General features: G+C 38.9%; 30 protein-coding genes. 5 read left to right on the plus strand and 25 right to left on the minus strand.

Features of this window, described 5'->3' with window-relative positions; translation table 11 throughout:
* Positions 1–28: 28 nt before the first annotated feature.
* From BSCG_RS23990 to BSCG_RS23905, 21 genes are all read right to left on the minus strand, one after another.
* Complete coding sequence (locus BSCG_RS23990; protein WP_004313228.1) at positions 29–508, minus strand: hypothetical protein; 480 nt, start codon at positions 506–508, stop codon at positions 29–31.
* A gap of 8 nt (positions 509–516) precedes the next feature.
* A complete protein-coding gene (locus tag BSCG_RS23985; protein ID WP_008997745.1) occupies positions 517–1,086 on the minus strand; it encodes a DapH/DapD/GlmU-related protein in 570 nt (189 codons plus the stop codon).
* A complete protein-coding gene (locus BSCG_RS23980) occupies positions 1,079–2,194 on the minus strand; it encodes a glycosyltransferase family 4 protein (protein WP_004313226.1) in 1,116 nt (371 codons plus the stop codon). Before BSCG_RS23980 ends, BSCG_RS23985 begins: the two co-directional genes overlap by 8 nt.
* A gap of 25 nt (positions 2,195–2,219) precedes the next feature.
* Entirely contained in the window at positions 2,220–2,798 is a 579-nt protein-coding gene (locus BSCG_RS23975; RefSeq protein WP_008774854.1) for a putative colanic acid biosynthesis acetyltransferase, read from the minus strand.
* Between the two features lie 11 nt (positions 2,799–2,809).
* On the minus strand, positions 2,810–3,901 hold the full coding sequence (locus tag BSCG_RS23970; protein ID WP_008651626.1) for a glycosyltransferase: 1,092 nt from the start codon (positions 3,899–3,901) through the stop codon (positions 2,810–2,812).
* A 10-nt stretch (positions 3,902–3,911) separates the two neighbouring features.
* Positions 3,912–4,970 carry a glycosyltransferase family 4 protein gene (locus BSCG_RS23965; protein ID WP_004313223.1) on the minus strand — a complete coding sequence of 353 codons (1,059 nt, stop codon included), beginning with the start codon at positions 4,968–4,970 and terminating at the stop codon, positions 3,912–3,914.
* A gap of 172 nt (positions 4,971–5,142) precedes the next feature.
* Complete coding sequence (locus BSCG_RS23960) at positions 5,143–6,336, minus strand: O-antigen ligase family protein (RefSeq protein ID WP_004313222.1); 1,194 nt, start codon at positions 6,334–6,336, stop codon at positions 5,143–5,145.
* Positions 6,337–6,394: 58 nt separating this feature from the next.
* Entirely contained in the window at positions 6,395–7,084 is a 690-nt protein-coding gene (locus BSCG_RS23955) for a hypothetical protein (RefSeq protein WP_004313221.1), read from the minus strand.
* Entirely contained in the window at positions 7,074–7,400 is a 327-nt protein-coding gene (locus BSCG_RS30325) for a hypothetical protein (RefSeq protein WP_241762136.1), read from the minus strand. Before BSCG_RS30325 ends, BSCG_RS23955 begins: the two co-directional genes overlap by 11 nt.
* 2 nt (positions 7,401–7,402) lie before the next feature.
* Positions 7,403–8,533 (minus strand): UDP-galactopyranose mutase, encoded by a 1,131-nt coding sequence (glf, locus tag BSCG_RS23950; RefSeq protein ID WP_008651624.1) that lies wholly within the window; start codon positions 8,531–8,533, stop codon positions 7,403–7,405.
* A 43-nt stretch (positions 8,534–8,576) separates the two neighbouring features.
* Positions 8,577–9,614, minus strand: coding sequence for a hypothetical protein (locus BSCG_RS23945; protein WP_004313219.1), 1,038 nt, complete (start codon positions 9,612–9,614; stop codon positions 8,577–8,579).
* Between the two features lies 1 nt (position 9,615).
* Positions 9,616–10,584, minus strand: coding sequence for a glycosyltransferase family 2 protein (locus BSCG_RS23940; RefSeq protein WP_004313218.1), 969 nt, complete (start codon positions 10,582–10,584; stop codon positions 9,616–9,618).
* A gap of 6 nt (positions 10,585–10,590) precedes the next feature.
* Complete coding sequence (locus BSCG_RS28490) at positions 10,591–11,565, minus strand: acyltransferase family protein (RefSeq protein WP_008651621.1); 975 nt, start codon at positions 11,563–11,565, stop codon at positions 10,591–10,593.
* 14 nt (positions 11,566–11,579) lie between these two features.
* Positions 11,580–12,389, minus strand: coding sequence for a glycosyltransferase family 32 protein (locus BSCG_RS23935; RefSeq protein ID WP_032849305.1), 810 nt, complete (start codon positions 12,387–12,389; stop codon positions 11,580–11,582).
* 62 nt (positions 12,390–12,451) lie between these two features.
* Positions 12,452–13,987 carry an MATE family efflux transporter gene (locus BSCG_RS23930; protein ID WP_004313215.1) on the minus strand — a complete coding sequence of 512 codons (1,536 nt, stop codon included), beginning with the start codon at positions 13,985–13,987 and terminating at the stop codon, positions 12,452–12,454.
* Positions 13,987–14,511: a polysaccharide pyruvyl transferase family protein gene (locus tag BSCG_RS30330; RefSeq protein ID WP_241762137.1), complete on the minus strand. Its 525-nt coding sequence runs from the start codon at positions 14,509–14,511 to the stop codon at positions 13,987–13,989. Before BSCG_RS30330 ends, BSCG_RS23930 begins: the two co-directional genes overlap by 1 nt.
* Positions 14,508–14,903 (minus strand): hypothetical protein, encoded by a 396-nt coding sequence (locus BSCG_RS30335; RefSeq protein ID WP_234116502.1) that lies wholly within the window; start codon positions 14,901–14,903, stop codon positions 14,508–14,510. The genes BSCG_RS30330 and BSCG_RS30335 overlap by 4 nt, the downstream gene beginning before the upstream one ends.
* A gap of 39 nt (positions 14,904–14,942) precedes the next feature.
* Positions 14,943–17,381 carry a GumC family protein gene (locus BSCG_RS23920; protein ID WP_008774857.1) on the minus strand — a complete coding sequence of 813 codons (2,439 nt, stop codon included), beginning with the start codon at positions 17,379–17,381 and terminating at the stop codon, positions 14,943–14,945.
* A gap of 20 nt (positions 17,382–17,401) precedes the next feature.
* A complete protein-coding gene (locus BSCG_RS23915; protein ID WP_032849306.1) occupies positions 17,402–18,208 on the minus strand; it encodes a polysaccharide biosynthesis/export family protein in 807 nt (268 codons plus the stop codon).
* A 64-nt stretch (positions 18,209–18,272) separates the two neighbouring features.
* Positions 18,273–19,679 carry an undecaprenyl-phosphate glucose phosphotransferase gene (locus BSCG_RS23910; RefSeq protein ID WP_008774859.1) on the minus strand — a complete coding sequence of 469 codons (1,407 nt, stop codon included), beginning with the start codon at positions 19,677–19,679 and terminating at the stop codon, positions 18,273–18,275.
* 150 nt (positions 19,680–19,829) lie between these two features.
* Positions 19,830–19,979, minus strand: coding sequence for a hypothetical protein (locus BSCG_RS23905; protein WP_008021935.1), 150 nt, complete (start codon positions 19,977–19,979; stop codon positions 19,830–19,832).
* Between the two features lie 153 nt (positions 19,980–20,132).
* Between BSCG_RS23905 and BSCG_RS23900 the strand changes: the two genes are divergently transcribed.
* Complete coding sequence (locus tag BSCG_RS23900) at positions 20,133–20,765, plus strand: BT4734/BF3469 family protein (protein WP_032849307.1); 633 nt, start codon at positions 20,133–20,135, stop codon at positions 20,763–20,765.
* Between the two features lie 36 nt (positions 20,766–20,801).
* On the plus strand, positions 20,802–22,634 hold the full coding sequence (locus BSCG_RS23895; RefSeq protein ID WP_008774861.1) for a DUF3987 domain-containing protein: 1,833 nt from the start codon (positions 20,802–20,804) through the stop codon (positions 22,632–22,634).
* A gap of 174 nt (positions 22,635–22,808) precedes the next feature.
* Here the strand turns inward: BSCG_RS23895 and BSCG_RS23890 are convergent, their stop codons facing one another.
* Positions 22,809–23,027, minus strand: coding sequence for a DUF4248 domain-containing protein (locus BSCG_RS23890; protein WP_004313208.1), 219 nt, complete (start codon positions 23,025–23,027; stop codon positions 22,809–22,811).
* A gap of 220 nt (positions 23,028–23,247) precedes the next feature.
* Here BSCG_RS23890 and BSCG_RS23885 point away from each other — a divergent pair, with 220 nt between their 5' ends.
* The 3 genes from BSCG_RS23885 to BSCG_RS23880 are packed head-to-tail and all read left to right on the plus strand — an operon-like array spanning position 23,248 to position 24,296.
* Complete coding sequence (locus BSCG_RS23885) at positions 23,248–23,736, plus strand: DNA-binding protein (protein ID WP_008770913.1); 489 nt, start codon at positions 23,248–23,250, stop codon at positions 23,734–23,736.
* Positions 23,737–23,771: 35 nt separating this feature from the next.
* The gene (locus BSCG_RS29865; RefSeq protein WP_004297473.1) at positions 23,772–23,879 is read left to right on the plus strand and encodes a smalltalk protein; all 108 of its coding nucleotides are present in this window, start codon (positions 23,772–23,774) and stop codon (positions 23,877–23,879) included.
* A 3-nt stretch (positions 23,880–23,882) separates the two neighbouring features.
* On the plus strand, positions 23,883–24,296 hold the full coding sequence (locus BSCG_RS23880) for an N-acetylmuramoyl-L-alanine amidase (RefSeq protein WP_008774862.1): 414 nt from the start codon (positions 23,883–23,885) through the stop codon (positions 24,294–24,296).
* Between the two features lie 3 nt (positions 24,297–24,299).
* Here BSCG_RS23880 and BSCG_RS23875 read toward each other — a convergent pair whose 3' ends face one another.
* From BSCG_RS23875 to BSCG_RS23865, 3 genes are all read right to left on the minus strand, one after another.
* Positions 24,300–25,049, minus strand: a complete 750-nt coding sequence (locus BSCG_RS23875; protein WP_015531610.1) for a polysaccharide biosynthesis/export family protein — start codon at positions 25,047–25,049, stop codon at positions 24,300–24,302.
* Positions 25,050–25,077: 28 nt separating this feature from the next.
* A complete protein-coding gene (locus BSCG_RS23870) occupies positions 25,078–25,656 on the minus strand; it encodes a UpxY family transcription antiterminator (RefSeq protein WP_008018120.1) in 579 nt (192 codons plus the stop codon).
* Between the two features lie 335 nt (positions 25,657–25,991).
* On the minus strand, positions 25,992–26,957 hold the full coding sequence (locus BSCG_RS23865; RefSeq protein ID WP_008774864.1) for a tyrosine-type DNA invertase cluster 3b: 966 nt from the start codon (positions 26,955–26,957) through the stop codon (positions 25,992–25,994).
* Positions 26,958–26,967 lie beyond the last annotated feature (10 nt).

The following is a 26,967-nucleotide window of genomic DNA, read 5'->3' on the forward strand; positions in this document are numbered from 1 at the left end:
ATGTTCATTGTACCTAAACTAGCAAAAATCATAAAACACCACAACAAATTGAATTAGGAAATAATTGCCGCATCTCTTCCCATTGGACCAAAAATAGATCACTATACCGTTCTATCCATACGGGAGTTTTAGAAGCATGTGTCACATCAGCAGCCGAATTAACAAATATTACTTTTGTCCCCAATAGTTTTTTTGCGAAAAAAACCGTAGGTACAGTCACACCAGCTCCTGTAGTAATGATTACATCTGGGCGTTTCACCAGCACCCAGAATATTGCTTGCAAACAGTTCACTATCAGTGTCCATTTCTTTGCTGGTTGAAAATTCACTAAAAATACATGTTCCTTGTCTGCCATAAAAGCTTTAGTTGATGTCGTTTTTAAGGTAAGCCAATAGCAATCCCATTGCTCGGGAATAGCACCGATAGCCAATTGTAGCTCACGTAAATGCCCGCCTGCCGAACAAGCTAAACAGATTTTAGGAGATTTATGCAACATAAGAGCCACCATAATAATGATTATTCACCATAAATATTTCTTTCTTTTATAAATCTTGCAGGATTACCTGCATAAATGCCAAAATCAGTAGTATTTTTGGTAAGTACTGCGCCAGCACCAACAACCGAATATCGACAAAGATGTAATCCTGGCAGAATTATGGCTCTTGCTCCAATAAACACATCATTGTCAATAACCACATCACCTACAACCAGAGGTAATTTATTATCAGATAAATCATGGGATCCATTACATATATAAGCATACTGCGCTATGGTTACTCTCTCTTTTATAATAACAGGTCCCAAATTATATATTTCGCTTCGAGTCGCTATACAAGACCTATCTCCTACGGTTAAAAGCCATGGGGCATATATACGGGCAGTAGGCGCAATAAAAGGATGACCACTAATATGTGCCCCAAACAACTTCAATAGAAATATATGCCACCGATAAAAAGGCTTTGGCAGCCACCTTACAAAAAGCGTCCAAACCACTTCCCATATACGAATCATGATTGCTTCTTTCTTTGGCCATGGGCTAGAATACGCATCACGTTGGTTTTTATTTTTATGATAAAGCTTACTCACCACCTAATACTTTTTTAAAAATACTCATATACATATCAGACACTCTACTCACACTAAAACCTGCAGACTTTTTAATTGCTTTCGCTGACATTTCTGAATACATTTTTTCATCTGATAATAAGCGCATTAAACAATTAGCTAACAATTCATCACATCGTACATCAGTATGATCAAAGACCAATCCGTTCTCATTATCCACTATAAAGTCCTTAAAACAATCTAAATTCGAAACAATAGGAACCAATCCTAAGCCCATTGCCTCAAGAGGGGCTACACCGAATGTCTCACCTAATCCAGCTATAGAAGGATAGCAAAAAATATCACCTTTACGTATTTCTTTTGCCAACAAACTAGGTGAGAAAATAGGTTCCACCCATGTTATCCTGTATCCTCTTACCAAAGATTCTAAATAATCTACATAGTCTTCACCGCTACCTCCGTCTTCTATTTTCGTTGCACCAATTATCCGTAATCCAACAGATACCCCCACCTCATGGAGTCTTGTCACTGCTTTTACTAATATATCCAGTCCCTTTTCTTTATGTACTCTGCCAGAATAAACCACTTCCGGACTATCTGAAAGAGTTTTTACCATGTGTTCATTACAGAATATATGAGTATCAATCGGATTGGGTATGACACAAGCCCTAGATTTCATACTCGGACTCTGTTCTATTAATGCATTGTAAACTGCAGTTGACACACATGCCAAACTACTCATAGCAAAATACGCCCCCATCTGTTTCTTCGGAAATCGTGCCACATTATATAAAGCCCTACGATACTTCCATTTAAATAATAGACAAAGAATAGGGCTCCATATTGAATTAAGCACAAGCATATCACATTTAGGCATTTTACTTAATGCCTTTATTGAAAAAACAAAATCCAGAACAAAGTCTTTTACCCAAGATCCAGTTCTTTCATAGCCATGCAGAAGAAGATTATCATCCATAGAACTCTCTTTTAGTGGCTTCTTAGATATAAAGATGACTTGATGTCCCTTATTTCTCATATCTGTACCGATAGAGTACCATAATTTTTCCACTGCTCCAATAGCATATGGGGGTAGACAGCCAAAAGGCCCTGTTATTATATTTACTTTCATGTCAGCTCAATTATATTATGCAGCATCAAGCTAACTGATTATATAAAATAAGAGACAAGGGTGTCCTGTTGATATTTATTAACATCCTTTTCTTTATAAACTTTGCCGGATTCCCCCCAACCACAGTCCATGATTCAACATCTTTAATCACTACTGCACGTGCTGCACATACAGCACCTTCTCCTACAGTCACTCCTTGTCCCACAAAAGCTTCGGCACACACCCAAGCCCTATCTTCAATCACTATCGAAGCATTGGTCTGATGATAACGTGAGTCGGTAATGTCATGTCCTGAAGTGCAAAGGAAAGCCCGCTGACTGACCGTAGCATTACGCCTAATCCGAATGGGTACTGTATTGTAGCAATCTACTCCCTCGGCCAAACAGGGGTAATCATCCATTGCCAGCAACCAAGATTGGAACACTTTAGCAATAGCATACACTGCAGCCGTAGATGCAATCTTTGCCCAAAAAGCACGAAGCAGCATACGTTTCCATCCCATTGCCATAGAGCGGGGAAACGGACGGGCAAGACAAGTCCAAACCATACTCCATATCAATCTGCGAAACTTATTCCTCTTCGAATATAGAGTTTTAAATCCCATCAAATCCTTTTTCATAAAATTGATTTATACATTTCCACAAACTCCTCTGCCACCTTACGTGCCGAATACTTCTCCTCTACCAGTTTACGACCATTACGTCCCATCTTCTCCAACTCATTTTCAGTAAGCGATAAAAAGTTACGAAGTGCTTGTACGGTTGCCTCTGTACCAACTTTCGTCCACCAGCCACACCGTCGACTCTCTAACTCACTCCATGGTGTACCCATTGTTGTTACCGCAGGTGTACCACTAGCTAATGCCTCTGCCACCACAATACCAAAATTCTCGCTATGTGTAGGTAATATAAAAAGATCCGCTTGACGGAATAATTCCCATTTACGATTACCATATACACCACCTTCAAAGAAGACTAGTTTTGATATACCAAGACGTTCTGTTAATTGCTTTAACTCATCAATGTAGATAGCATCTCCTTCACCAGCAATACGTATCACATACCCCTCTACCTGTTCCCTCAATTGAGCAACTGCCTCAAGAAGAAAATTAATTCCCTTCTTCACATGTACACGACTCAAGAAAAGAATCTCCTTATTCCGCTTCCATGATGACTTCATCTCTATATTCTCTACATCAATACCGTTAGCAATGATCTTAATCCTATTGTTATAGCCCAACTTCAGTAAATTCTCCTTCTCGCTTTCTGCAGTAGCGTGCAATACATCCGCCTTCATCACTGCCGCCTTTTGATAAAACCACAGTGCCGGTAATTTACGAGTCCAATAATGACGCGCCATAATCCACGGCTCTAACATACCATGAGGTGTTAGCACCACTTTATACCCCAATGCCTGTGCCCACTTTTGTATAAAGGCACAAGCAGGCATCCAACAACAGTTTACATGCACCACGTCAGGCTGTAATTGAGTTAACAATATTCTCCACTGTCGTTTCATCCCCATGAAGTTTCTAAATTCAGGAATGAAATACACCGTACAATTATCTATTACTACAGGATTCTCACTAGCATGGCTCACTACATAGAGTTCTACCAACCGTGTCAATTCTTTAGTCAATAACTGCATATAGGCAGTTGTACCACCTGAAGAACGGTCTAGACCAGGAATATAATGTATTACTTTCATAAGCGTTTATTTATAAATTTTGGACTATATAGTTCGCCACTGCTTTACCCGAGATGTAGTTTTTGCTCCATGTAATACGCTCATTTACCGTCTCCCTTATCCAATCTTTTTTTGCAATACAAACATCAGCCACGTTGCTTAAACTCTGTGCCTCTTCTAAAGTAAATATCATACCCTGTTGCTTATCTTTTAATAGATACGAAGCTCCACAATGATTACTTGTTATCACATATAGTCCAAGTATCAACGCCTCATTCACAACAGCTCCCCACCCATCATGCTTCGAAGGCAAAATCAGTACGTCATATTGTTGCATAATATCCGAGATCCTCTCCATCGGTTGCATACCATAAAGCACTACTTCTGTATTAGCCTGCATACTCATCTCCTCAATTTGTGCTCGCTTCTCACCGTCACCTACAATACCAAGCTCTAAATCAGTCTTTTGACACAACACTTGAAACATCTCCACCACATTCTTTCTATCTGACAAACTACCCACATAGAGTACCTTAAGCTTCTCTGAAGTCGGTATAGGATATATACGTTCTCTCCACTCTGTACAATATACAAAAGGTAATACTTTCCATTTTTTACTCCAAAAGCGATAATAAGGCACAAATTCATCGCCCATCACCAATAAATAGTCAAAATACTTTACGTATCGCCAATCTTTCAATGCAAATCTTAGTTTATGCAACCATAGTGGATGATTATAGAGTAATGGTGGCTCGGTTATTACTCCTCGCTTAAAAGAATAATTGAATGAGAGTTTCATCCATGGCACAATTTCAGGAAAAGCATTGATACCAGAAAAAAAACAAAACGTTTCAATACCTTTGCATTCCTCATATAGTCTTTGCACTACTTTCATAGTAGGAGTAATCAAAAACTCTATACCTTTTGTCTCAAGCAATTTTGATGTCTTCCATCCCATCAGCTTTCGATCATCGTAATCCACACGAGGAGCTATCACCACTACCCTATCAACATCTGTAAAAACTGACAGTTCTTCGATAAAAGGTATCTGATGCGGACTAATACAATTTTGGAAAAAAAATAAGTTCATTTCAAAACAAGATTTTGCAAATAAAAAAGATCATAACAAATAAGCTATTAACACATGAACATCAACTGAATGAAGACAGAATGACATCAAATATTATAAACAGATTCAAGCCCGTCACAATCAATACAAAAGAACAATACACTATAAACAAAAGTATCCAAAGAAAACATTTTCATGATTCAAAATTTAATTTGTACTTCTTCACCATATCCGGATAACATATTATATGAGAAATTAGAAGCCAAAATACAAAACCTATATAATAACCGACAGTTAATAAATACCCCTCAAAACAAGAATGCAAACACAGAAAAAGTAAAGAAATAACAAACAATTGTAACCTTCGATCATGTCTAATATATTTAAAAACTCGAGTTACTTTCTTTAGAATGAATAACATTATTATTGCACCTAAGGCACCTAATTGAAATAATATAGACAACCATCCGCTACCACTCTCCAATCGACCTTTATGAAGTACGCCTCTATACCAAGCCGTTGCAAATCCACTTCCAATAAGAGGAGATTCATTTAATTTATCAAACCCCTCTCCAAAATGGGCAGAGCGAGAACCATATTTTTCACCTTTTCCCCCTTCAAACTTATTTTGTATTTGAGTTGAATGCTCAAGATATACAGGAATCGATATTGTTGCAAGAAATCCTATAACTAACAAATACAATATTATTTTTTTTACATTTCTTGCATTGTATACAATGTATAACACCATGGTTATCACGGATGCAAAAAGAGCAGTACGAGAGGCAGCAACAACAGTGACATAAATAGACAGTAACAAAATAGACAACACAATACATCTGAAACATTTATTTTGTAACTGAAATAGACACCACAACAAAATAACATTAGCTAATCCTGCAATAGGAGCTAACCACATAGGATGATAATAAATAGCCGAAAAAGAGAGGTCAATATGTACCCCCTCCTGTGCAAAGGCATTTATGCCTTTTAGATAGCAATACATAGCTATCATTGATACAACAGGAAAAAATAATAAAATTACAGATAAAATTTTGCGTTCAAATAAGAAGACTTTTTTAGATACATAAAATGGTGCACAAATAAGCATCATCCCAGTAAACATAAGAATGCGATAATCGATATATAAATTTGAAAATACAGAAATATAGCAGGCTAAAAGAAGTAAGATATTTAGTTTTGAATATTTAATGGTAAAGGTTCCATATCTAATTTTGTAAAATGCCACATACCCAAATGCAATGAGTAATGTATATATACCAGGAAAAATAATTGAATTTGAACAAATAAGAAAAAAAGCCATTAAGGAAGGAAAACAATATTCCTTAATATCACGATTAATTATTACCAAGCTAAGACCCAACATATAATAATAAAATTTACTAGAAATTATGCACTCCTATATGGCTATAATACCCAATGTTCTACAAACACACATTTTCACCCTTCAATAGAACTGGCTGGAATTTTAGAATATTAGCACAATATTCTTTATAATCATTATCTGAAACAGCAGAAATTCTAGCAGAAATCTCTGAAAGCGATGTCACGGTAATACCAAGATTCTTCATCTCTACCAATTTCGCCATCGCCGAATCCTTCCATACTATTAATGGTAATCCAGCTAACACATATAACGAAAATTTATGAGGTGCAATAATTTTAAGATAACTCCCCCATGTACCAGAGCAGGTTTCTGTGGAATCTCCGTCCCAAACAAGTCCCCAACTCCCTTCTAAGTGACCAATCATATCAGGCTTAAAAACTCCTTTATACTCATATTTATTCTTCATAGCATTATTTGAGGAACAAGAACCATATACTATAAGATCTAAATCTTTATTCTCAAAAACAAAATCACTAAAAAACACGCTCTTATCTATATTACCTGCGAAACAAACCTGCTTACTTAACTGACGTGCTTCTTTATCTGGGACTGCAATATAAGGGAAACAACCTAAATAATGATATTTAATGCCCGGTCTCAATCGCTGCTCAAAATAAGTTTGCATTTCAGGTGTATGCACAATTATTTCATCAAAATTTGACAAAACCTTATTCTCAAAGCCCGATAGCTCCCCTTTTTCTCTTACAGAATTAATATCATGCAACAATGTTATCAGATATTTTTTTTTTCAAGAAAGGAAAAATAAAATAAAGCATTTTAGGATTTAAGCTTGGATACTGAATCAACAATGTTGCACCATTAGGTAAATTGATAGCAAGACGAATCATTTTTAGGAATAAAACAACAATAAAAAGTAGCTTATTCTTATACCCTCTCAAAATGATAGGATATTCTTCATAACCATTTTGTAAAGCAATTTTATGTATATCTTGAGGAGCCTTAACACTTGCTCCACCACCTATTAAAGATTTACTAAGTTTATCATTTGCTATAGTTTTAATAATAAGTATGTATTTCTTCATTTTTATAAACCTTGTGATCTAACTACTTCAAAAGCCCTTTTCACAATAGGAGCCATATCATAATATTTATATTCAGCCAATCGACCTCCAAAGATGATATCTTTTTCATGAGCTGCCAACGCACGATATTTATCGGCTAAATCATTATTCAGAGTATCATTTACCGGATAATAGGGCTCCATACCGGGTTTCCATTCTGCAGAATACTCTTTGCTAACTACAGTTTTCGGACAATCAAAAAGTTGCTGACCGAACATCTCAAAATGTTTATGCTCAATGATACGAGTATAGGGTACTCCTCGGTCAGTATAATTCACTACAGCATTACCTTGATAGTTAGCAGTATCATAGATCTCTGTTTCAAAAGATACGGTGCGATATTGCAAACGCCCCAAACGATAACCATAGAACTCATCTATTGCACCTGTATAAACAATCTTATCGGCAAGAGCTGTCAGTTCTTCACGGTTCTCCCCAAAATCACAATTTAGACGACACTCCACACCATCCAATAGGCCTTCAATCAGCTTATTATACCCACCAATTGGAATTCCTTGATATTTGTCATTAAAATAGTTATTATCGAATACCATACGTACCGGCAATCTACGAATGATAAAAGCAGGCAATTCTGTACAAGGTCGTCCCCATTGTTTTTCAGTATATCCCTTGATGAGTGTTTCATAAATATCTTTTCCAATAAGAAGCTGCGCCTGTTCTTCCAAATTTTCAGGTTCACGACCATTAAGAGCAACTTTTGCTTCCGTCCGCTGTTCTTCCAATTTAGCTTCAGCTTCGAGAGGGGTTGTCACGCCCCACATCTGGTAGAAGGTATTCATATTAAAGGGGAGATTATAAAGTTTGCCTTTATAATTAGCCACCGGTGAATTGGTATATCGGTTAAACTCCACTATAGAGTTGACAAAATCCCACACTTCTTTGTTTGAAGTATGAAAGATATGCGCTCCATATTGGTGAACATTTATCCCTTCTATATTTTCACAATAAAGATTGCCACCCAGCTGTGGACGCTTATCAATGACCAAACATTTCTTACCTTGTCGTTTAGCCATACAGGCAAAGGTGGATCCAAAAAGTCCGGAACCCACTATCAAATAATCATATTGTTTCATAATATGTTAGTTTTTTCTATTCTGATTTTTTCACAGATATTTTTTATCTTTCTATGAATTTATATCGCTGTTTACGTTGTAGTTCTCTGATTGCACATCTCACCCTTTCCGGCAGTTTTTTTCCTAAACGCATGAAGAAAGGCACTTTTACTTTAGGTATACATTTATATGGTGATGGAAGGCTGTTCAATTCAGCTTCACGCGCTTCAACTTTCTTAATCATTTGTTGTACAGAAATGTCTATCTCACGCATTGATTCATCCTGCTTCCACAAATCATGCAATATTTTACCATATCGATTCAGAATATCCATCTTATCAAGCCCCTCTCGTTGAGGTCCAAAAGCGAAATGAGCAATCAGAGCATCGCCATTAAAACAGTTAGCCTTACCTAATTGAGTTGGTTTGATACAACTCAAAAACTCTTCATCATCTCCTGGCACTTCACCTTTAAATTCAGCCATTTCATTACCAAACCATAAAACACAGTTGATTGAAAAACGAGCCATCCCCATAGGATGCTTACCAACATACAGCTCTTGATATTTACCGGCAATAAGATATTTCTCCATGAACCAATCGTGCAAATCTGCCGCAAACCAGCCATCAAAGCAGATAGTTCTCTCCCCACAGATACTCATATAATACTTATCCAACTTGATTTTATTATGCACCTGTAAAAGATAAGTAGACAAAGCGTTATTGATTACGAGCGGTGATACTAAAAAATACTCTGGGTTATCCACACGAAACTTCACCATCTTCTCAAACAGTTCGGGTTCAAACCATACCACATCATCATCAAGTTTCATGTAAATAGTATCTTTGTCGCAGCAATCACGATAAAATGCATTAATGCTCGCAATGCCATTAACAACTCCGTCCGGTTGCCACACCAAATTAACTTTCGGATATTTCTGCGCAAGCTTTTTAAAGAACTCAATATCCACCATATTGCGAGTATTAACCCATATATCATACCGATCCACAATATCAGCATTCAAAATGGGAGGAACCAAATATTGCATATAACGGCGGCGACCTGCAGCCGTATTCACTACAACTTTATAATTTTGATACATATCATCTGAATTTTAGGATTAAATTACGTAAGAGGCACATCATAAGTACACCTACAGGACTCGAGAACTGCATCAGTATTTTTCTCCTGCCTAGATACTTCTTGAATTCAGTCTTGAAACCAAACGTCTCGATTTCCCTCAAAAGTATGCGTATATATTGTAATCTTTGCTTTATGCCACGGCTGCTATCAACCGCATGAAGCATGTTATTATAGTATTCAAGAATTGTATATTGAGTCAGTTCATCACTTTGAGGAAGTAAGTCACTTCGCCTCTTCAATTCACGAGCTACTTCAACCACCACCTCCGGTGCAGTATATTTTCCGCCTAAATGTTCCCCCGGATGATGCACATAATTATAAGGAGCCTGCTCAATCACTCCTACAGATTTTGCTTTACCCAGACAATCAAGAGCAAAGAGGCAATCCTCAAAATAGTGAATATTTGTCAAAAATCGATGTTTCCGATTTTCAATAGAATTAAAAATTTTGTTGATAACCGAAAACATCAGATAGTTTTTCTTCATATCTAAATACAATTGCGCCAATGATTCAGTATCATCACAACGACATTGTTTCAACCTATGCCCATCGCTACTATTAAGAGGATAATCCTTATAACCAAATAAATATACGTCTGAAGGAGTTTGACGATGCAACCTTAACACCTCTTTATAGAAACCGGGATCAATAAAATCATCCGAGTCTATAAAAGTAAAGTATTCACCTTGAACATGTTCAATACCATAATTACGCGCATTGCCTACTCCTCCGTTGGGAATATGAAAAGCATGAATCCAACTATACTTCGATGCATATTCATCACATATTGCCCCCGATGCATCTTTGCTGCCATCATCCACCAACAGCAATTCTATTTCATCACTCATATCTTGGGCTATGACACTATCAATACAACGATGCAAATAAGGTTCTACGTTGTATACAGGAATAATAACTGAAAGAAACATATTTAATTAAAGTGAACGATGTTTTATCCCTTTACCGGCTAGTACAGGAATGTATTTATTGATTAGTGGTATCATTATCAAACAGCAGGAAAATACAAAAATAAACTGAACTAACTTACCGATAGCAAACGACGGTATCAATGGACGCAAAAAATAATCAGCTAATGATATAAATATACCCTGAACAGACATAATTATCAATGTATTTCTACCTATATATATCAATACATTTCCTAATTTAGGCATTCTTTTGAGAGAAAAAACCGAGAATGAAGCTACACCGACAATAGCGCTGAAACAAGCAAGAACCATCCCTATCTCAAAATAGTTCAAAATTTCCTGACTATGTTTTAACGCATCAGTTCTCACATATACATAAGTCAAAACACACCCCAACAAACCCAACAAACAATATTTCCACAAAGACATCCAATTGCTATTCATCAAAAACCTTTCAACAATAGCATATTTTCTCAATGAATTTCCTATTAGATAGAACAAAAGACACATTGGAATTTGAATAAGCCTATATGTTAAAGGGAATTCCCAAAAACGAAAGCAAGCAGCTAAGACCACGCATAGCAATATGACAAATATTTTTACCACCCCCCCCTTAAAGCGAGCCACGTTATACCCTAGAACTTCTACTATAAATAATATTGGAAGAAACCAAAGTGCGCCGGGAAGCAATGTCTTCAGTTCATAATATCTCCCTTCACAAATATATTCCGGAGAAACTACAAGACTAACCACCGTATATAGAACACAAGGAACGAGAAGTGTCCAAACCCTACTTACAGCAAACGGTAACAATTGAGGATGCTTCGCTATATTGAAGCAGTATCCCGATAGCATGAAAAAAAGAGGCATGTGAAATGCATATATCCATGGACGGATATATAGTTGATTCCCAATCATGTGACCAACTACCACAAGGATAATACCTATCCCTTTTAAAATATCAAGTGAATCTATACGCATAATAAAAATACAAATTATTTCAAAGTTCCTCTAGTTTTGCCGCCTCTCAAATGTAATCTGAAAAGTATGTTTTTGATTATTTCTTTCATATACTGCACAGCATACGCCATTGATGAGGAAGGCATCCAACGCCAACTACCGGCACAGCAATGTATTGCAACGGCTTTCTCTGTTATAAGCTCCATATTACTTGCAAACAAACTTGACGAATAAATTTTTAATCCACTCTTCAAATCCTGTTCTTCATCCTTAAATTTGAAACCATAATCAATCGCAATATTTGCAAAAATAAAAGGAGAAATAATTTTATTATTCAATGAACCATCCGGCAATATAAAATGCTTATCATGATAATAGTTCATACAATCCCTCATAAAAGGATGTCCTTTTTCCGCACCAAGAATAGCCGCCTGAATCTGAATTCCGTCTATATATTGAATATCTTTTCTTTTGTTACCTTCCGCATCAACCGACCCTTCAGCATAAATTTTCTCCACTAAGTCCGGATAACACTCTACCGCACTAAATGCCCTGTTAGCAAGACAAAAGTCTAAACTATTCCTGACAAAAACATCTGAATCCATATATATTCCCCCTTCCGTATAAAGTACATATACACGAATATAATCACAAGCAAATGCCCATTTTCGCATCTTACATGCTTCTGCTACAAAAGGGATGGAATAAATATCAAAATTGTGTGTATCCCATTTCTTTATTTTATAATCAGGAAGCTTTCTCTTCCAACTTTTAATGCAACGTTTGAGTTCTGCAGGCATCGGGTCGTTACTCAACCAACAATAATGTATTATTTTAGGTATCATATTAGAATGTTAAAAAATGGCTAGTCCTCTCAAACAGTCAATGTGTTCAATTCTCGAGTTCATCATTTTCTTTTTAATAACTTTATCTTAATATTGTTTTGTATTCTCTTACGTATGCCATCATCCAAACCCAAAAACCAAACAGCCAAAGCTACGCAAACTACGCCGCTTATTGAGAGGATAAAAAAATCCAAATATGGCGTGTGAAACAATGTATTTCTAAATATATATAACAGTAATGGTATAGGCACAGAAACAACAGTTACTATGATACAAGATTTAAATAAAACAAAAATATCTGTCCACGTATATCCCATAATTTTCACCAGTAGGAAAGGCTTTATAAAAATAGCGAGTATCAGAGATGAAAATAACATGACCCAGGACAATGAAACTGGAGAATAACCTAACTTGAACAAAACATAGATGACAGGAAAGGATAAATAGCCGACACAAATGGAACATATAGTAGTTTCCTTTATCTGACCTTTTGCTGTAAACGCACTGTAAAACGATTGGTCAAACACTCCAAAAAGCGTAGTAACAATTGCGAATTGCAGAAATACAACAGAATAATCAGGTATTTGTCCCAGCCAAAGATATAATAATTGCTTTGCAACTAAAAAGACTGGAAATGCTAATATCAACATTAAAAAATATGAATATTTTGTTGATATTAGCAATAAATGCTTACTGCCATCAAAATCATTTGCCGAAAACCTCTTAACGATCTGCGGATTTGCTGCTGTTCGGAAATTGTTAACAAATGAATTAGCTGTCATAGAAACAATATTGGCCACTGAACGTCCTGTCACTATGCCCGAATTAAAAAACATATTAAGAAGAATAGTAGTACCTTGAGCATTTAATGAAATAGAAGTGTTTTCTACCAAATTCCACGATGAAAAGCCGAGTACTTTCTTTATAATAGACTTGTCAAAAGAGAAATGGTAATGAGATTCCTCATAATGACGAATACAGTAATAACGATAAAAAAAAGTAATACCACATTGAACCACAAAAAGCAATGAAGCGCAAAGCATTAATTTATCCCAATCGGAAACCATGAGTATATATACAAGCAGTAATTTCAATATAGCTTCAATAATGCTCGTATAAGCATATATATTCATTTTCTCATGTCCAATAATCACAGCGGTATATGGCACCTGCGTAATACCGACAATAGACATTAATATAGATAAATGATATGTAAATACAGCAGCGGAAAATCGTTCCGGGGGAATGACTAATTTATTATATAAAAACCATAATCCGATAGTTTCTGCCAATAAAGCAACGACCACGCCGAATAATAGATGTACAGTCAATAAAGAGGAAAAAGTATCACTTAGCTTTCCCTTATCTCTCCTCCCCATTTCAAATGTAATAAATCGCGATGAACCGGATGCCAATGAACCATTAATAATATAACTTAATAAACCTGCTACTCCACCCACAGTTTGATAAATACCATAATCATTGACACCCAATGTTTGGAGAATAATTCGTGATGTATATAATGATACGACTATTGTACACAACATTCTAAAATATAAGAATATTGTATTCTTTGCGATTCTATCGTTTCCTGACATTAAGGTAAAATTTTGTTTTTATCTATAAACGGACAGACAGACAACAATTTTTGAGCATCAAAAGTAATAGGAGAATAACTATCTTTATATTGAAGCAAATCCGATAAATCCAAACGTGATCGTATGATTAGTGGTCTATCGATCGGCCTTTTCACAGAAGCGAAATAATCCAAATATTTAAAACTTCCATCAAAGGTTTCATCAGAGAATTTAATCCAAATATTGGGAATATGATACGCATCAGACAGAATCAGACCATGCAATGAGCTAGATATAATCATTTCACATTCTACGATCTCTTTTATCACTTGCCTCCAATCCTTATAATGTTTAATATCAATCTGTCTCGCCTTGTTTCTTTCTCTTTCAATAAATTCCTTTATAATAGAATTACCTAGATCATTTTTATGTAAAATCACCCCTATTAGATATTTTTTATTTACAAATGGAAGAGGGTAAATCTTAGGTAACAATAAAGCGGGATCTCCATATATCTCCGGGCACTCCACCCCTTGTGAGATCAAGTATTTGCGTGTAAGCGGCCCCTAACAGCCAATACCTTACGAGGAATAGCTGGCAAAGGATTATCCGGTTCCCGCACTCCGCTCCCCCAAATGATACTATCTTTATTTGTCATCCAACCTATTATCGAACCTATAACCATAAAATTAGGCTGCTCCCGTAGATTGAAAAAATCCCAATAATTCAATATACGTTTATGACTCAATTCTTTTATAAGATAATAGTTTATGTCATCACCTATATTACTATGAAACACTTTATTACACAACAAATTCATAGACACATTAAGTACAATCTCATCTGCTCTTTTATGCAAAAGCATATAACCTGTATTTACAATAAGCCTAAATAATCTTATGATTCTACCTTTTATGCGTAATTGTTTAATTCTCATATTATATAATTCATTTGTCTTCTCCAAAATCACATTCGTCTATTCTTCTGTCCTTTCTCCCTTACCACCATGGTGTGTCTCCCCATAGCCATAACCATAGCCATAACGCTTACCATAGCCATAATATTTGCCATACTTACCGTAACCGTAATAATAGCCGTACTTTTTCTTCTGAAGATCCAAACCATTGATTACAGTACAAAGATTAGGCAACTTATTACTATCAGCCAATTCATTAATCAAGGTAAACTCTGCTTTCCGAGTATAGTCTGCCCGACATACGTAAACTGACAAATCAGCCACACGACCTACGAGCAAAGTATCAGTTACCATACCAACCGGGGCAGTATCCAAAATTATATAATCAAAGTTCTTTTTCAATACCTCAATCGCTTTATCCAAACTATCACGAGCTAATAACTCTGTTGGATTAGGTGGTACAGTTCCTCCTGGAAGAATAAACAAATTCTTACTAACATCCGAAGGCTGAACGAAATCCATCAGATTCTTGTCCGGATTCGACAGATATTGAGTAATTCCCTGCTCTTTCCTCGGAATATTAAAAATTTTATTCAAACCGGGCTTGCGAATGTCAAGCCCCACAATCACTACTTTCTTTCCTAATAAAGAAAGACTTATTGCTAGATTGGAAGAAATAAAAGATTTACCTTCACCACTAACTGTCGAAGTCACTAAAATCACTTTCTGATCATTCTCAAGCATAAACTGAAGATTAGTACGGAGATTACGGAAAGTTTCACTCATTAAAGTATTCTGATTCTCAAACACAGCAATAGAACCATTTGCTTCTTCTGTCAACGGTACATCACCTACAATAGGCAGACTTGTTAACTTCTCTACATCACCACGCCCTTCTATTTTAAATTTAGTCAAACCAATTAAAAAAATAATACTAACAGGCAATCCCACTCCTACCACTAAAGCAATTAAGTAGATTATCCTAGGCTTAGGAGAAACTGGAGCACCTTCAGCTGCTGGCTCATCAATAATCTTCGCATTATTCGCAGTAGCGGCTAAAGTAATAGCATTCTCTTCACGTTTCTGCAAAAGCATCAGATAAAGCCCAGCCTTGATTTCCTGCTGACGTGCAATACTTACATACTGGCGCTCCTGTCCCGGAGCATCACTGATACGACGGGAAAAACGACTGGACTCACGATCCAAATCAGCCTTTACGATAAATAAGCCTTGCAAAGTTCCATTAATAGCAGCCTGAACATTCGCTTTCATGGCACGGATGCTTGTATCCAAATTTACAATCATCGGATTACTTTCCGTAGAAGTGCGAAGCAAACGCTTGCGTTCGATAATCAATTCATTGTAACGGTCTATCTGAGTGGTTAATCCATCATCAGACAAGCCTATATTACCGGGCAATACCTCATACTCATTCGACGGATTATTGATATATTTAGCAAGATCACGAACCAAATTTATCTGAGTACCATTTTCTACACGTTTTCTTTCGTATTCAGCATTTCCTGATACAGCCAATTGAGCATCACTACTAATATCTGTCAAGCCCGCATTTCTTTTAAACACTTCCAGTTTATCTTCAGTACTTCCCAGTTCTTCATCAATAATCTTAATACGTTCATTGATAAACTCCCTTGTCTTTTCAGCAACCTCATTCTTATCGTTATTTGTATTACGATTATACATCTCTATCAACTTATTGATAAAATCCTGTCCTCGTTGCATATTCGTATTCATAAGCGAAATAACCGCTACAGAAGTTGTTTTTGAGGTGGGTTCTATATTTAATGACCACTGATATCCTTTTGCCACTACAAACGGCTGGCTGACTACAGCGCTGATATTCCGTACTACATCCTGCCCTTCTATCTTACCATTTGACAAGGAATCTTTCAATGTAAATCCAAAGGTACCTGCATCGGTAGGTAACACAGCCGGAAGTCTATCAAAATGTTTAGCATATTCACTCAAGCCCACTTTCAAATTTACATCCAAACCACCTTCAGGGGCAAGTTTCATGTCAATCAAAGCTATGCCTGGAAGTTTATCAGCCTCTTGGGTAGTCAGATTCACGATTACCGGAGAGGTCTTATATAGCTCTTTTTTAGGGAACTCATCCTCATCATAATAAGTTATATAAAGTTCCAGATTATTAACAACTTCTTTCAGTATCGTTTTGGAGCGTAACACTTCAATCTCATTATCAATACTCTGGGTAGAAGTAATCATTCCACCTAATCCGAGACTTTCCAAATCAGTGGTATTGCCGCCGCCTTTTTTATCATCCTTAATCATGATAGAAGCTGAAACCTGATACACAGGAGTCTGAAAATGCAAATATACCCAGGCGCCAATCAAACAAGCCAAAACGGAAGCTACAAACCAAGGCCAGTGAATTATATACTTAAAGAAAAGCTCCTGATAATTTACTTTTTCTTCATCCAATTCATTCATATTATTGTCGTATGAGTTTTCTTTCATTACTGTTCGCTTATTGTAGATTATTTTAATATTGTTACTAAAAGAGTGGCTAATGAAACCAAAATAGAAACACCAGAGAACCACAATCCCGTACTAGTTCCAACATCCGAATTCTTAGCCTTAGTCTTATTAGGTGTCACATAAATGATATCATTCTGCTGCAGCTGATAATAAGGCGAAAGTACCGTTTCGGCCTTATTCAAATCTATAGTAATTATTTCCTGCTTGCTATCCTGTCCAGTCCGGATTAATTTCACATTATCACGCATACCATAAATAGTCAAATCACCTGCCATGGCGAGCGCTTCCAGCAAATTAATCTTCTCGTTAGAAACTACAAAACTGCCTGGCTTGGTAACTTCCCCCAATACCGAAATCCGATAATTAACAATACGCACAGTTACAAGCGGGGCTTCTTTCAAATAGACTTTCAATTTCTCTATAATCAAGTTTTCTATTTCCAGTTTAGTCAATCCACCTACATGAATCTCACCCAACACCGGAAAGTTGATATTTCCCTGATTATCTACTAAATATTGCTGCAGAGCAGGTGACGTAGTTCCTTGCGCTATCGCCTTTCTCTCCGTTCCATTAGCAGTACCCGAATTTACCAGATTGAAAGGTGCAGCCAGTTCTGGAGTAGAACAAGATACGGCAATCGTCAACAAATCCTTGGGCATAACCTTCACACCTGTCTGACGAACACTCTGTTCTGTATCATTCACAAAAGCCGTATCCTGCAAATAAGGCACTTTCTTATATGATTGGCAGGACACCAGCAAAAAAGCAAGTAACGCACCCAAAGTCAATCGTTTCAATTTTCTCATAACCACCTACTCATGTAATTTTACAACTATTGATTTAATTTTTACTCAATTTCCAATTCCTCACCTAATAAGCCTCTTTATCTCCACGGATTACATTATACACAGTCTTATACATGATATATAAGTCCAATATGAACGTCCAATGCTCAATATACCAGATGTCACGTTGCACACGTCCTTCCATCTGCCAAAGCTCCTTCGTTTCTCCACGGAAACCTGTCACTTGTGCCCAACCTGTAATACCAGGCTTTACAAAATGACGAACCATATATTTATTTATTAAATGAGAATATTCTTCTGTGTGCTTCAACATGTGCGGACGGGGACCCACTAAAGACATATCCCCTTTCAGGACATTAATAAATTGAGGAAGTTCATCCACATTCGTCTTACGAATCAGATCACCGATTCGGGTTTTACGAGGATCATGTTCTGTAGCTTGTAATGTATCACATTGAGCATTTACCCGCATTGAACGAAACTTATAACACCAGAATTCACGACCATCCTCCCCACTTCGTTTCTGTTTGAAAAAGACAGGTCCAGGTGAACTTATCTTTATAGCCAGCCCTACAATGACGTATATAATCGGGAAAAGGATACAAAGAAACAGTAGCGAGCAAATAATATCAAAGCCACGTTTCATCATACGGTTCTCCAATAACTCAAGTGGCTCACGACGGATAGAAAGTACCGGGACATTACCTAACATTTCAAAATACATTCTCCGTTTCAGATAGTTCCGGACATTGGGAACGCTAAAGAAACGAATCAGATGATTCTCACAATAGTTGATAATCGGCACTATTTCAGCACTACGGGCGGAAGGAAGACTACAATAAAGTTGGTCTACCTTTCCCGCATTACGAGTCAAATAATCAACAGCTTCACACGGCTGTCCCAAATAAGCTATGTTCATAGGATAGCGGTCTGACGGAAAATCTTCAAAATATCCCAATACACGATACCCGGATGTCGGATCATCCGTCATAGAATGATAAAGTTCCTGCATATTTTCATGGCTACCCACCAGCACTACCTTTCGGACATTTTTCCCACTTTTGCGATAAAGCTCCAGAATAGATCGGAACGTCAGACGATAGGAAATGATAACGATAATGAGAACTATATAAAATACCCCTAACTGACGCAGATTGACACATTCAAAATGGAATATGTATGAAAGCCCAAAGACTATCAACACAAAAGGAATCATATTCCGGGCCACCCGAAGCATAATTTGTTCCGGGCGAACCACCGGACGATGAAGGATCACTCCTGAACGGATGTTGCAAACCAGATAACATAAAGTCATCAGAGCCATGTTCTGGAGAAGAGGCATTGAATACTCAAATGGAGACCGGTTTTCCCAGATCGAAGTAAACATCCATAACAGCAAGTTCAATAAGATGATGTCCCCTAGAAGGACAAAAGATTTTAGGACTTTATTGAAACGTTGGACTTCCTGCATTATTTTATTATCAACTGATTAAATTTCTTTCCCATCACCCGTGTTTCTCACGATAATCAATATAACGGTCGACCCATTCAATTGCTTTGGCTCGAAATTCCTCTTTGGTATGACAGTCATAGAAGTAAGCCAAAAGACGGGTGAAATGGCTTAAACGAACGTCTCCCCTTTTATAACCTTTGCATAGTAGACAGCTTTGCCCAAGCCTATTTCAGCGCACATGGGAGCTATCTTCACACCTGCTTTCTTAAACTGCTCGGCGATGAAAAGACCGAGTGCTACATGAGAGTACTTTTTCATTTTTGTAATTCTGTTAATTGTTAAAGTTATTAAATAATACATGATTCTACCTATAACTGTTCTGATATGTCAGAACAGTTGATTTAAAAGCTATTCCTACCTTCGCCCCGCGTTTTGAAAATTCAAGGCGATAATCAAATAATTAGATACATTATGACAAACGATTTTAGAATGTCTTATTTCATGCCTCCCATTGCGCCCATTAAAGACGAACACGGACAATTAGTTACTCCTCCTACGCTTATTCCCTGCTGCGAAGTCTCCGTAGAGCAAGTCTTTCAAATGATTACCTGCAACGAGAATCTCAAAGTTCTGACCGAACAAGTACGCAACTCCGAAGATATACGGACGGCAAAAGCATCACTATTACCATACGTGACTCCCTGTGGTACATTCTCGCGTCGCAGCAGCAAATGCCTCATAGATCCTTCCCTCCTAACAGTAGTAGATATAGACTATCTCACCTCCTATCAGGAAGCAGTGGAGATGCGTAAGACGTTGTTCAATGATCCTCTTCTCCACCCTATGCTCACGTTTATCAGTCCTAGCGGACGAGGCGTAAAAGCCTTCATACCCTATAATCATTTACCCATGGCCGATGACGCAAACTGTATTACGGAAAAAATGAAGTTAGCAATGTTATACACTGTGATGATCTATGGTACAGGAACACCTCCTCCTTTCGGAGAAAAGAAAAAAGGCGTGGACTTTTCCGGTAAAGACATTGTGAGATCCTGCTTCCTTTGCCATGACCCGGGAGCATTATTTAGAGCCACCAACGAATAACCATAAATCATAAATTATAAATCATAAATCAAAATAATGACTGATATTGAATCTTTACGCCGCCTCACTGAAGCGGTTGAAACTGCAGGAGCGGATATTGCTCCTACCTATGCTGAATATGTACAACTGGCGTTTGCCATCGCAACAGATTGCGGAGAAGCGGGACGCGAGTTTTTCCACCGTTTGTGCCGGACGTCCGCCAAGTACCAACGCGAACATGCCGAACGGATATTCTCCAATGCTCTCACTACCCGGCATGGGGAAGTGCACCTGGGCACGGCTTTCCATCTTGCCGAGATGGCCAATGTGAAACTCTGTAATACGGAAGTTATGAACAACCGTAGAAATACAGAAAATACGGAAAATACACCGTCCAAAGTTCTCACACACGCACACGTATATAATAAGGTGGAGAATGACGAACCGGACGAATCCGAAGAGCTGCTGAACGGTAGTGACCCGAACCAGCCATTGCCCACTTTCCCCGAAGCGGACTGGCCGAAAATCCTCTTGCTCATCATGAGCTATGCCACCAGCCCTACCCAGCGTGACGTCATGCTGATTGGAGCATTGACTGCCATAGGTGCCAGCATGGAACGATATGTGAGATGTCCATACGCCGGCAAACTCCAGTCTCCTTGCCTGCAAAGTTTCATCGTGGCTCCTTCTGCCTCGGGTAAGGGAATTCTTTCGCTTATCCGTCTGCTCGTCGAACCTATCCATGACGAGATCCGCCAACAAGTAGCGACAGAGGTCAAGGCTTACAAAAAAGAGAAAGCCGCCTACGACGTCATGGGAAAAGAGCGTAGCAAAGTGGAAGCTCCCCAAATGCCCAAAAACAGAATGTTTCTCATCTCTGGCAATAACACCGGAACAGGTATTCTGCAAAATATCATGGATGCCAACGGCACAGGACTTATCTGCGAAACGGAAGCAGATACTATTTCTGCTGCCATCGGCTCGGAATACGGACACTGGAGCGACACGCTCCGCAAAGCGTTCGACCATGACCGTTTGTCGTACAACCGGCGTACCGACCAGGAATACCGGGAAGTAAAGAAAAGCTATCTGTCCGTCCTGCTTTCCGGTACGCCCGCACAAGTGAAACCACTTATTCCCTCGACAGAGAACGGCTTGTTCTCGCGCCAACTGTTTTATTACATGCATGGTATATGGGCATGGATCAATCAGTTTGAAAGTGGCGAAGCCGATCTGGAAGCTATCTTCACAGACATAGGCCTGGAATGGAAAAAGCAACTCGACCTGATGAAAACACATGGAGTCCATACGCTCCGGCTCACCGACGAGCAAAAGCAAGAGTTCAACGCTCTCTTTTCCGATTTGTTCTTCCGTTCGGGACTTGCCAACGACAACGAAATGAGCAGTTCCATCGCCCGACTGGCTGTCAACACGTGCCGTATCATGGCAGAAGTAGCTATGATACGTGCATTGGAATGTGATCAACCTTACCAATTCAAGAATTCTTCTATCCATCTGCTTACTCCTGATAAGGAGATTGCCACTGATAATATCAAAGACGGCATTATCACCCGTTGGGATGTAACGATCACCGCTGAAGATTTTAAAGCGGTCCTGGAGCTTGTAACTCCGCTTTATCGTCATGCCACGCATATCTTGTCTTTTCTTCCCTCCACAGAAGTCAAGCATAGAGCCAATGCCGACCGGGATGCACTTTTCGAAGCAATGGGCAACCAATTCACCCGTGCACAGTTGTCGGAGCAGGCTACAATCATGAAAATCAAACCTAACACTGCTTTCGGCTGGCTAAATCGTCTGATTAAAAAAGGATTGTTTACCAACGCAGACGATAAAGGCGTCTATACGCGCACGCACGTGTGCGTGTGTTAGGGAGAGGGGGGTAAAAGTGTATTTCTTGTATTTTAATAAAGCATCGCTTTAGCGTTCGTAAAGCATAGGTTTAGCACCCATAAAGCACCGCTTTATCCCACACAAACCGCCTCTATTCCTCTCTCCATCTCCCACTTTCATTTTTCAACTCTCAATTCTCAACTCTCAACTTCTTCAAGGTTCTCCCAAAGCGTCCACAATCACTCTCACCTCCAACGGTGTGAATGAGCGACGCTTTGATTCGTACCCTAAGTCGTACAGACGTTGCAGAAGTCCGGGACATAAAGAGATCCATTTCTTCATTTTTCGATAAGCAGCAATGTCGGTAAGTGTCGGAGAATAAAGTTGCGCCAGTTCCATGCGCCCATAGGCACGTATTTTGAATTCGGTCATAATGGATAAAATTTTGATTTACAGTTACAAAAATAACAAAATAGTACCACATAACCAACGCTTTTCCATTGAATAAACGACCATTACGACATATAATTGACAACAATCGTGTGCAATCGCAAACAATTGATTTATCGATGTTTCAGGGTAGTATCTTTGTATTGTCGGAAGGGGAAAAGAATCCCCGGACAATATGTTTAACCCTTTAATTTATTGTTTTATGATTCGTTACAAAATTTATCAAAACCAACAGCAGAAAGGCCTGAATGCAGGCAAGTGGTTCGCCCGTGCGGTAAGCGACGAGACGTTTGATTTGGCCAAGCTTGCCGAACACATGTCGAAACACAATTCACCGTATTCCGGTGGTGTCATCAAAGGTGTACTTTCTGACATGGTAGACTGCATCAAAGAATTGCTGCTCGACGGCAAATGCGTGAAAATCGACGACCTTGCCATCTTTGGGGTAGGCATCCGAAGTAAGGCGGCTGAAACACTGGAAGATTTTTCGTTAGAGAAAAACATCACTGGTATGCGCCTTAAAGCTCGTGCCACCGGTAATTTGTCGACTACCAACCTGAAACTCGACAGTCAACTGAAGCAGCAAGCGGAGTATCAGAAACCAACCACCCCTGGTGGAGATTCCGATTCAGGCAATACGCCGAATCCGAATCCGGGCGGAAGCGGTGAAGCACCTGACCCGGCTGCCTAAGGGAATATTATTAATTTATTTAAAACCTCTTCTTTATGAGTAATTCATCTTCTCCCCGCTCCGTATGGAGCTTCATTATCAAAGTGATTATCACCGTTGCCACCGCTATCGGAGGCCTGATCGGAGTACAAAGTTGTATGTAGCCCATGCGCACCATCACGCTGATTATCATTCATTGCAGTGCCACGCCGGAAGGAAAATTCCTTTCGGCGGAGGCTTGCCGACAAGATCATATCCAACACCGCGGGTTCCGTGACATTGGTTACCATTTCTACATCACCCGCGATGGAGAAATTTGCCAGGGCCGTCCTCTGGAAAAGGTCGGAGCACACTGCCGTGACCATAACACCCATTCGATAGGTATTTGTTACGAAGGAGGGCTGGATATTGCCGGACGTCCCCAAGACACACGTACATTGGCGCAACGAGGTTCTTTGCTCGCTTTGCTCCGCGAATTGAGGAAAAGATTCCCCAAAGCATTGATTGTAGACCATCATGATTTAAATCCGATGAAGGAATGTCCGTGTTTTAACTGTATCAAAGAATATGGAGAGTTGTAGGGATCATCTAAGTATATTAACCAGCAGACTGGCAATAGACACTAAGATGGAAAATCCCGAAATCCACATCGTGGTACTTGTTCCGATGTCCGCGCTCTGTGCTTTGGTTTTATTGGGAGTGACATACAGGATGTCATTCTGTTGCAACTGATAGTAAGGAGATAATAACAAATCCGCGTCGTTCAGATTGAGTGTAACAAACTGTTTATGCCCGTTCTTGTCTTCGCGGATTAGTTTCACATTATCACGAACACCATAAATGGTCAAATCTCCTGCCATAGCAAGGGCTTCGAGTACATTGATCTGCTCATTCACCACCGGATAAACACCCGGAGACGCCACTTCTCCCAAAACCGAAACTTTAAAACCGGACATGCGGACTACTACCGTAGGTCTTTCTTTCACGTAAGATTTCAGTCGCTCCGTTATCAGGTTTTCAGCTTCTCGGCTCGTTAATCCGTTTAAAGGGAGTTTACCTAAAACCGGATAATTGATATTTCCCTGGTCATCCAACAAAAAGGTACTGCCTTGTGCATTGAATGGCTGCGAAACAACCGGATCGGAAGTAGAAACAAGAATGGAAACCTCATCTCCCGGTATCAACCTGGCGTCCTGAACAGGGGAAACTTGCGTATTCACCTGTTTCAAAACCTCCGCATCCTGCAAATAAGGTACTTTCTTATAGGATTGACAAGCTGAAAAGAAGAAGAAAGAGAATATCAGTGCAAAAGCACAAGAAAACTTCATATTCATGTAATTTGTGGATAAATGATGACGAGTACTAGTTTTTCTCGCAGATAGCTTCGACATAACCAATAGGCATATTCACGCAAGCGCATCCCAGCATATTCAGCCGGACGGCAATCTTGCTTTTGCCATCTACATTAACCAGTTCACCAACCAGCCCGGTCAGAGGTCCTTTCACTACACGAACCTTCTCACCACGTGCCAAAGGAGAGCTGTTCATACAAATAGCTTCCTCTGAATAGTCGAGCATGAAACGAAAACGAGCCATCTGCTCATCTGGAATCACCGCTGGAGAGCTCTCACCACGCATCACCATATAACGGCTCACTGTAGAAAAACTTAGAACTTCTTTGCGTTCTTTCGGATTAACGTGTACAAACACCATCATTGGAAGAAGGACAGACTCAACCATCTTGCGCCGGTCACTCCACTGATGAATTTCCTGCTGAACAGGAACAAAATTCTCAATCCCTATTTTATCTAAACGTTCGGCTACTTTCTTCTCGTGATGCATACGAACCAGAGCAACATACCAGCGTTTAGAGTGTGCTACGCCTTCCCCTGTCCCATCGCTAGGCCCAGCACTAATTGATTTCGGCTTTGTTAAAATCATGTTTTTTTACCTCATGTTCTTCCGTTACTTCTTAGGTAACGGACAATACATACACAAGGCACACATCTCAACAAAAAATGGAAATCACATATAGAAATAGGGCATAAGAAGGAAACAGCCTAATACTCAACGGGAAGAATCCAGAGATTAGGCAATAAAAAGTATAGGGCATGAAAATAATCTTATTTCATGTTCGGATAGTTTTTTTCCTATATTTTAGATAAAACGAAAAAAAATGGAAGAATATTTGCTTACTATTTATGTTTTTGTCTATCTTTGCGTCAAATTTAAGTTCCGTTACCTAAGAAGTAACACACATATATCAGTTCTGATTATTAGAACTTTACGCTTTTATTTCTGCCTACACAGCAGTTTCTTACGTAAGATAAATTCCCTTTATTTACCTCCGTACGTTCTTTAAGCTCAAAGCCTTTCAAATAGATTTGTGTGGTTTTTATAGATTTATGGCCCAATGATTCACTAATCATTTCAATGGATACTCCCCGATACTTCGCAGTCGTTGCCCAGGAATGACGAAGCGTATAGGAAGTGACAGGAGATTGCAAATGCAAGGTTCTTGCCAAGTCCTTCAGATTATTATTAAATCGACGAAGAGCGGACTGATATTCCCGATAACCTCTTTCATCTTTCCGTTTCTTATCCCCACGAAGAATATCAAACAGATAATCCGGACAATCGGGGTGAGAACTTTCCTTACTACGGAGCTGGTTAATCATTTCCTTTGCAGTATTCAGCACTTCCACGCTCATCGGAGTTTTGGTTTTGATACGATTGTATCGCAACACATTCTGATTCAAAGCCGACTTCTCCAAATGGGCTAAATCGGCAAATGACATTCCACAAAACTGAAACATCAGAGCAGCGATAGCTTGCGTACGGCGTAAACGCTCCGTTTTGGGATCTTCATACAGAAGCTTATGCAATTCCGTAGCAGGCAAAGCCTTTTTCTGGCGGACATCCACACCTGTATAAACATCATGAAACAGTCGCGGCACGTATGGCGCACTGCCCGCTTCCACTCCACGGTTATAGATACTACGAAGCATACGCATATACGTAGAAATCGTATTGGGCTTCAAGCCACACTCATAAAGATACTGACCGTAACGCCGTAAACGCTCACGGGTGATCTGTCTGAACGACACGTTAGACGTGCCGCAAAATTTGCTGAAAGAGAAGAGGGCATTCTTGTAGACATGCGCCGTAGAATGCCGTCCCTCCTTTCGCAAACGACCGATGTAGAATTCCGCACACCGGCTAAATCCATTTTTGTTCCTCATTACATCATTA

Source organism: Bacteroides sp. 2_2_4 (assembly GCF_000157055.1).
GTDB classification, from domain to species: Bacteria; Bacteroidota; Bacteroidia; order Bacteroidales; family Bacteroidaceae; genus Bacteroides; species Bacteroides ovatus.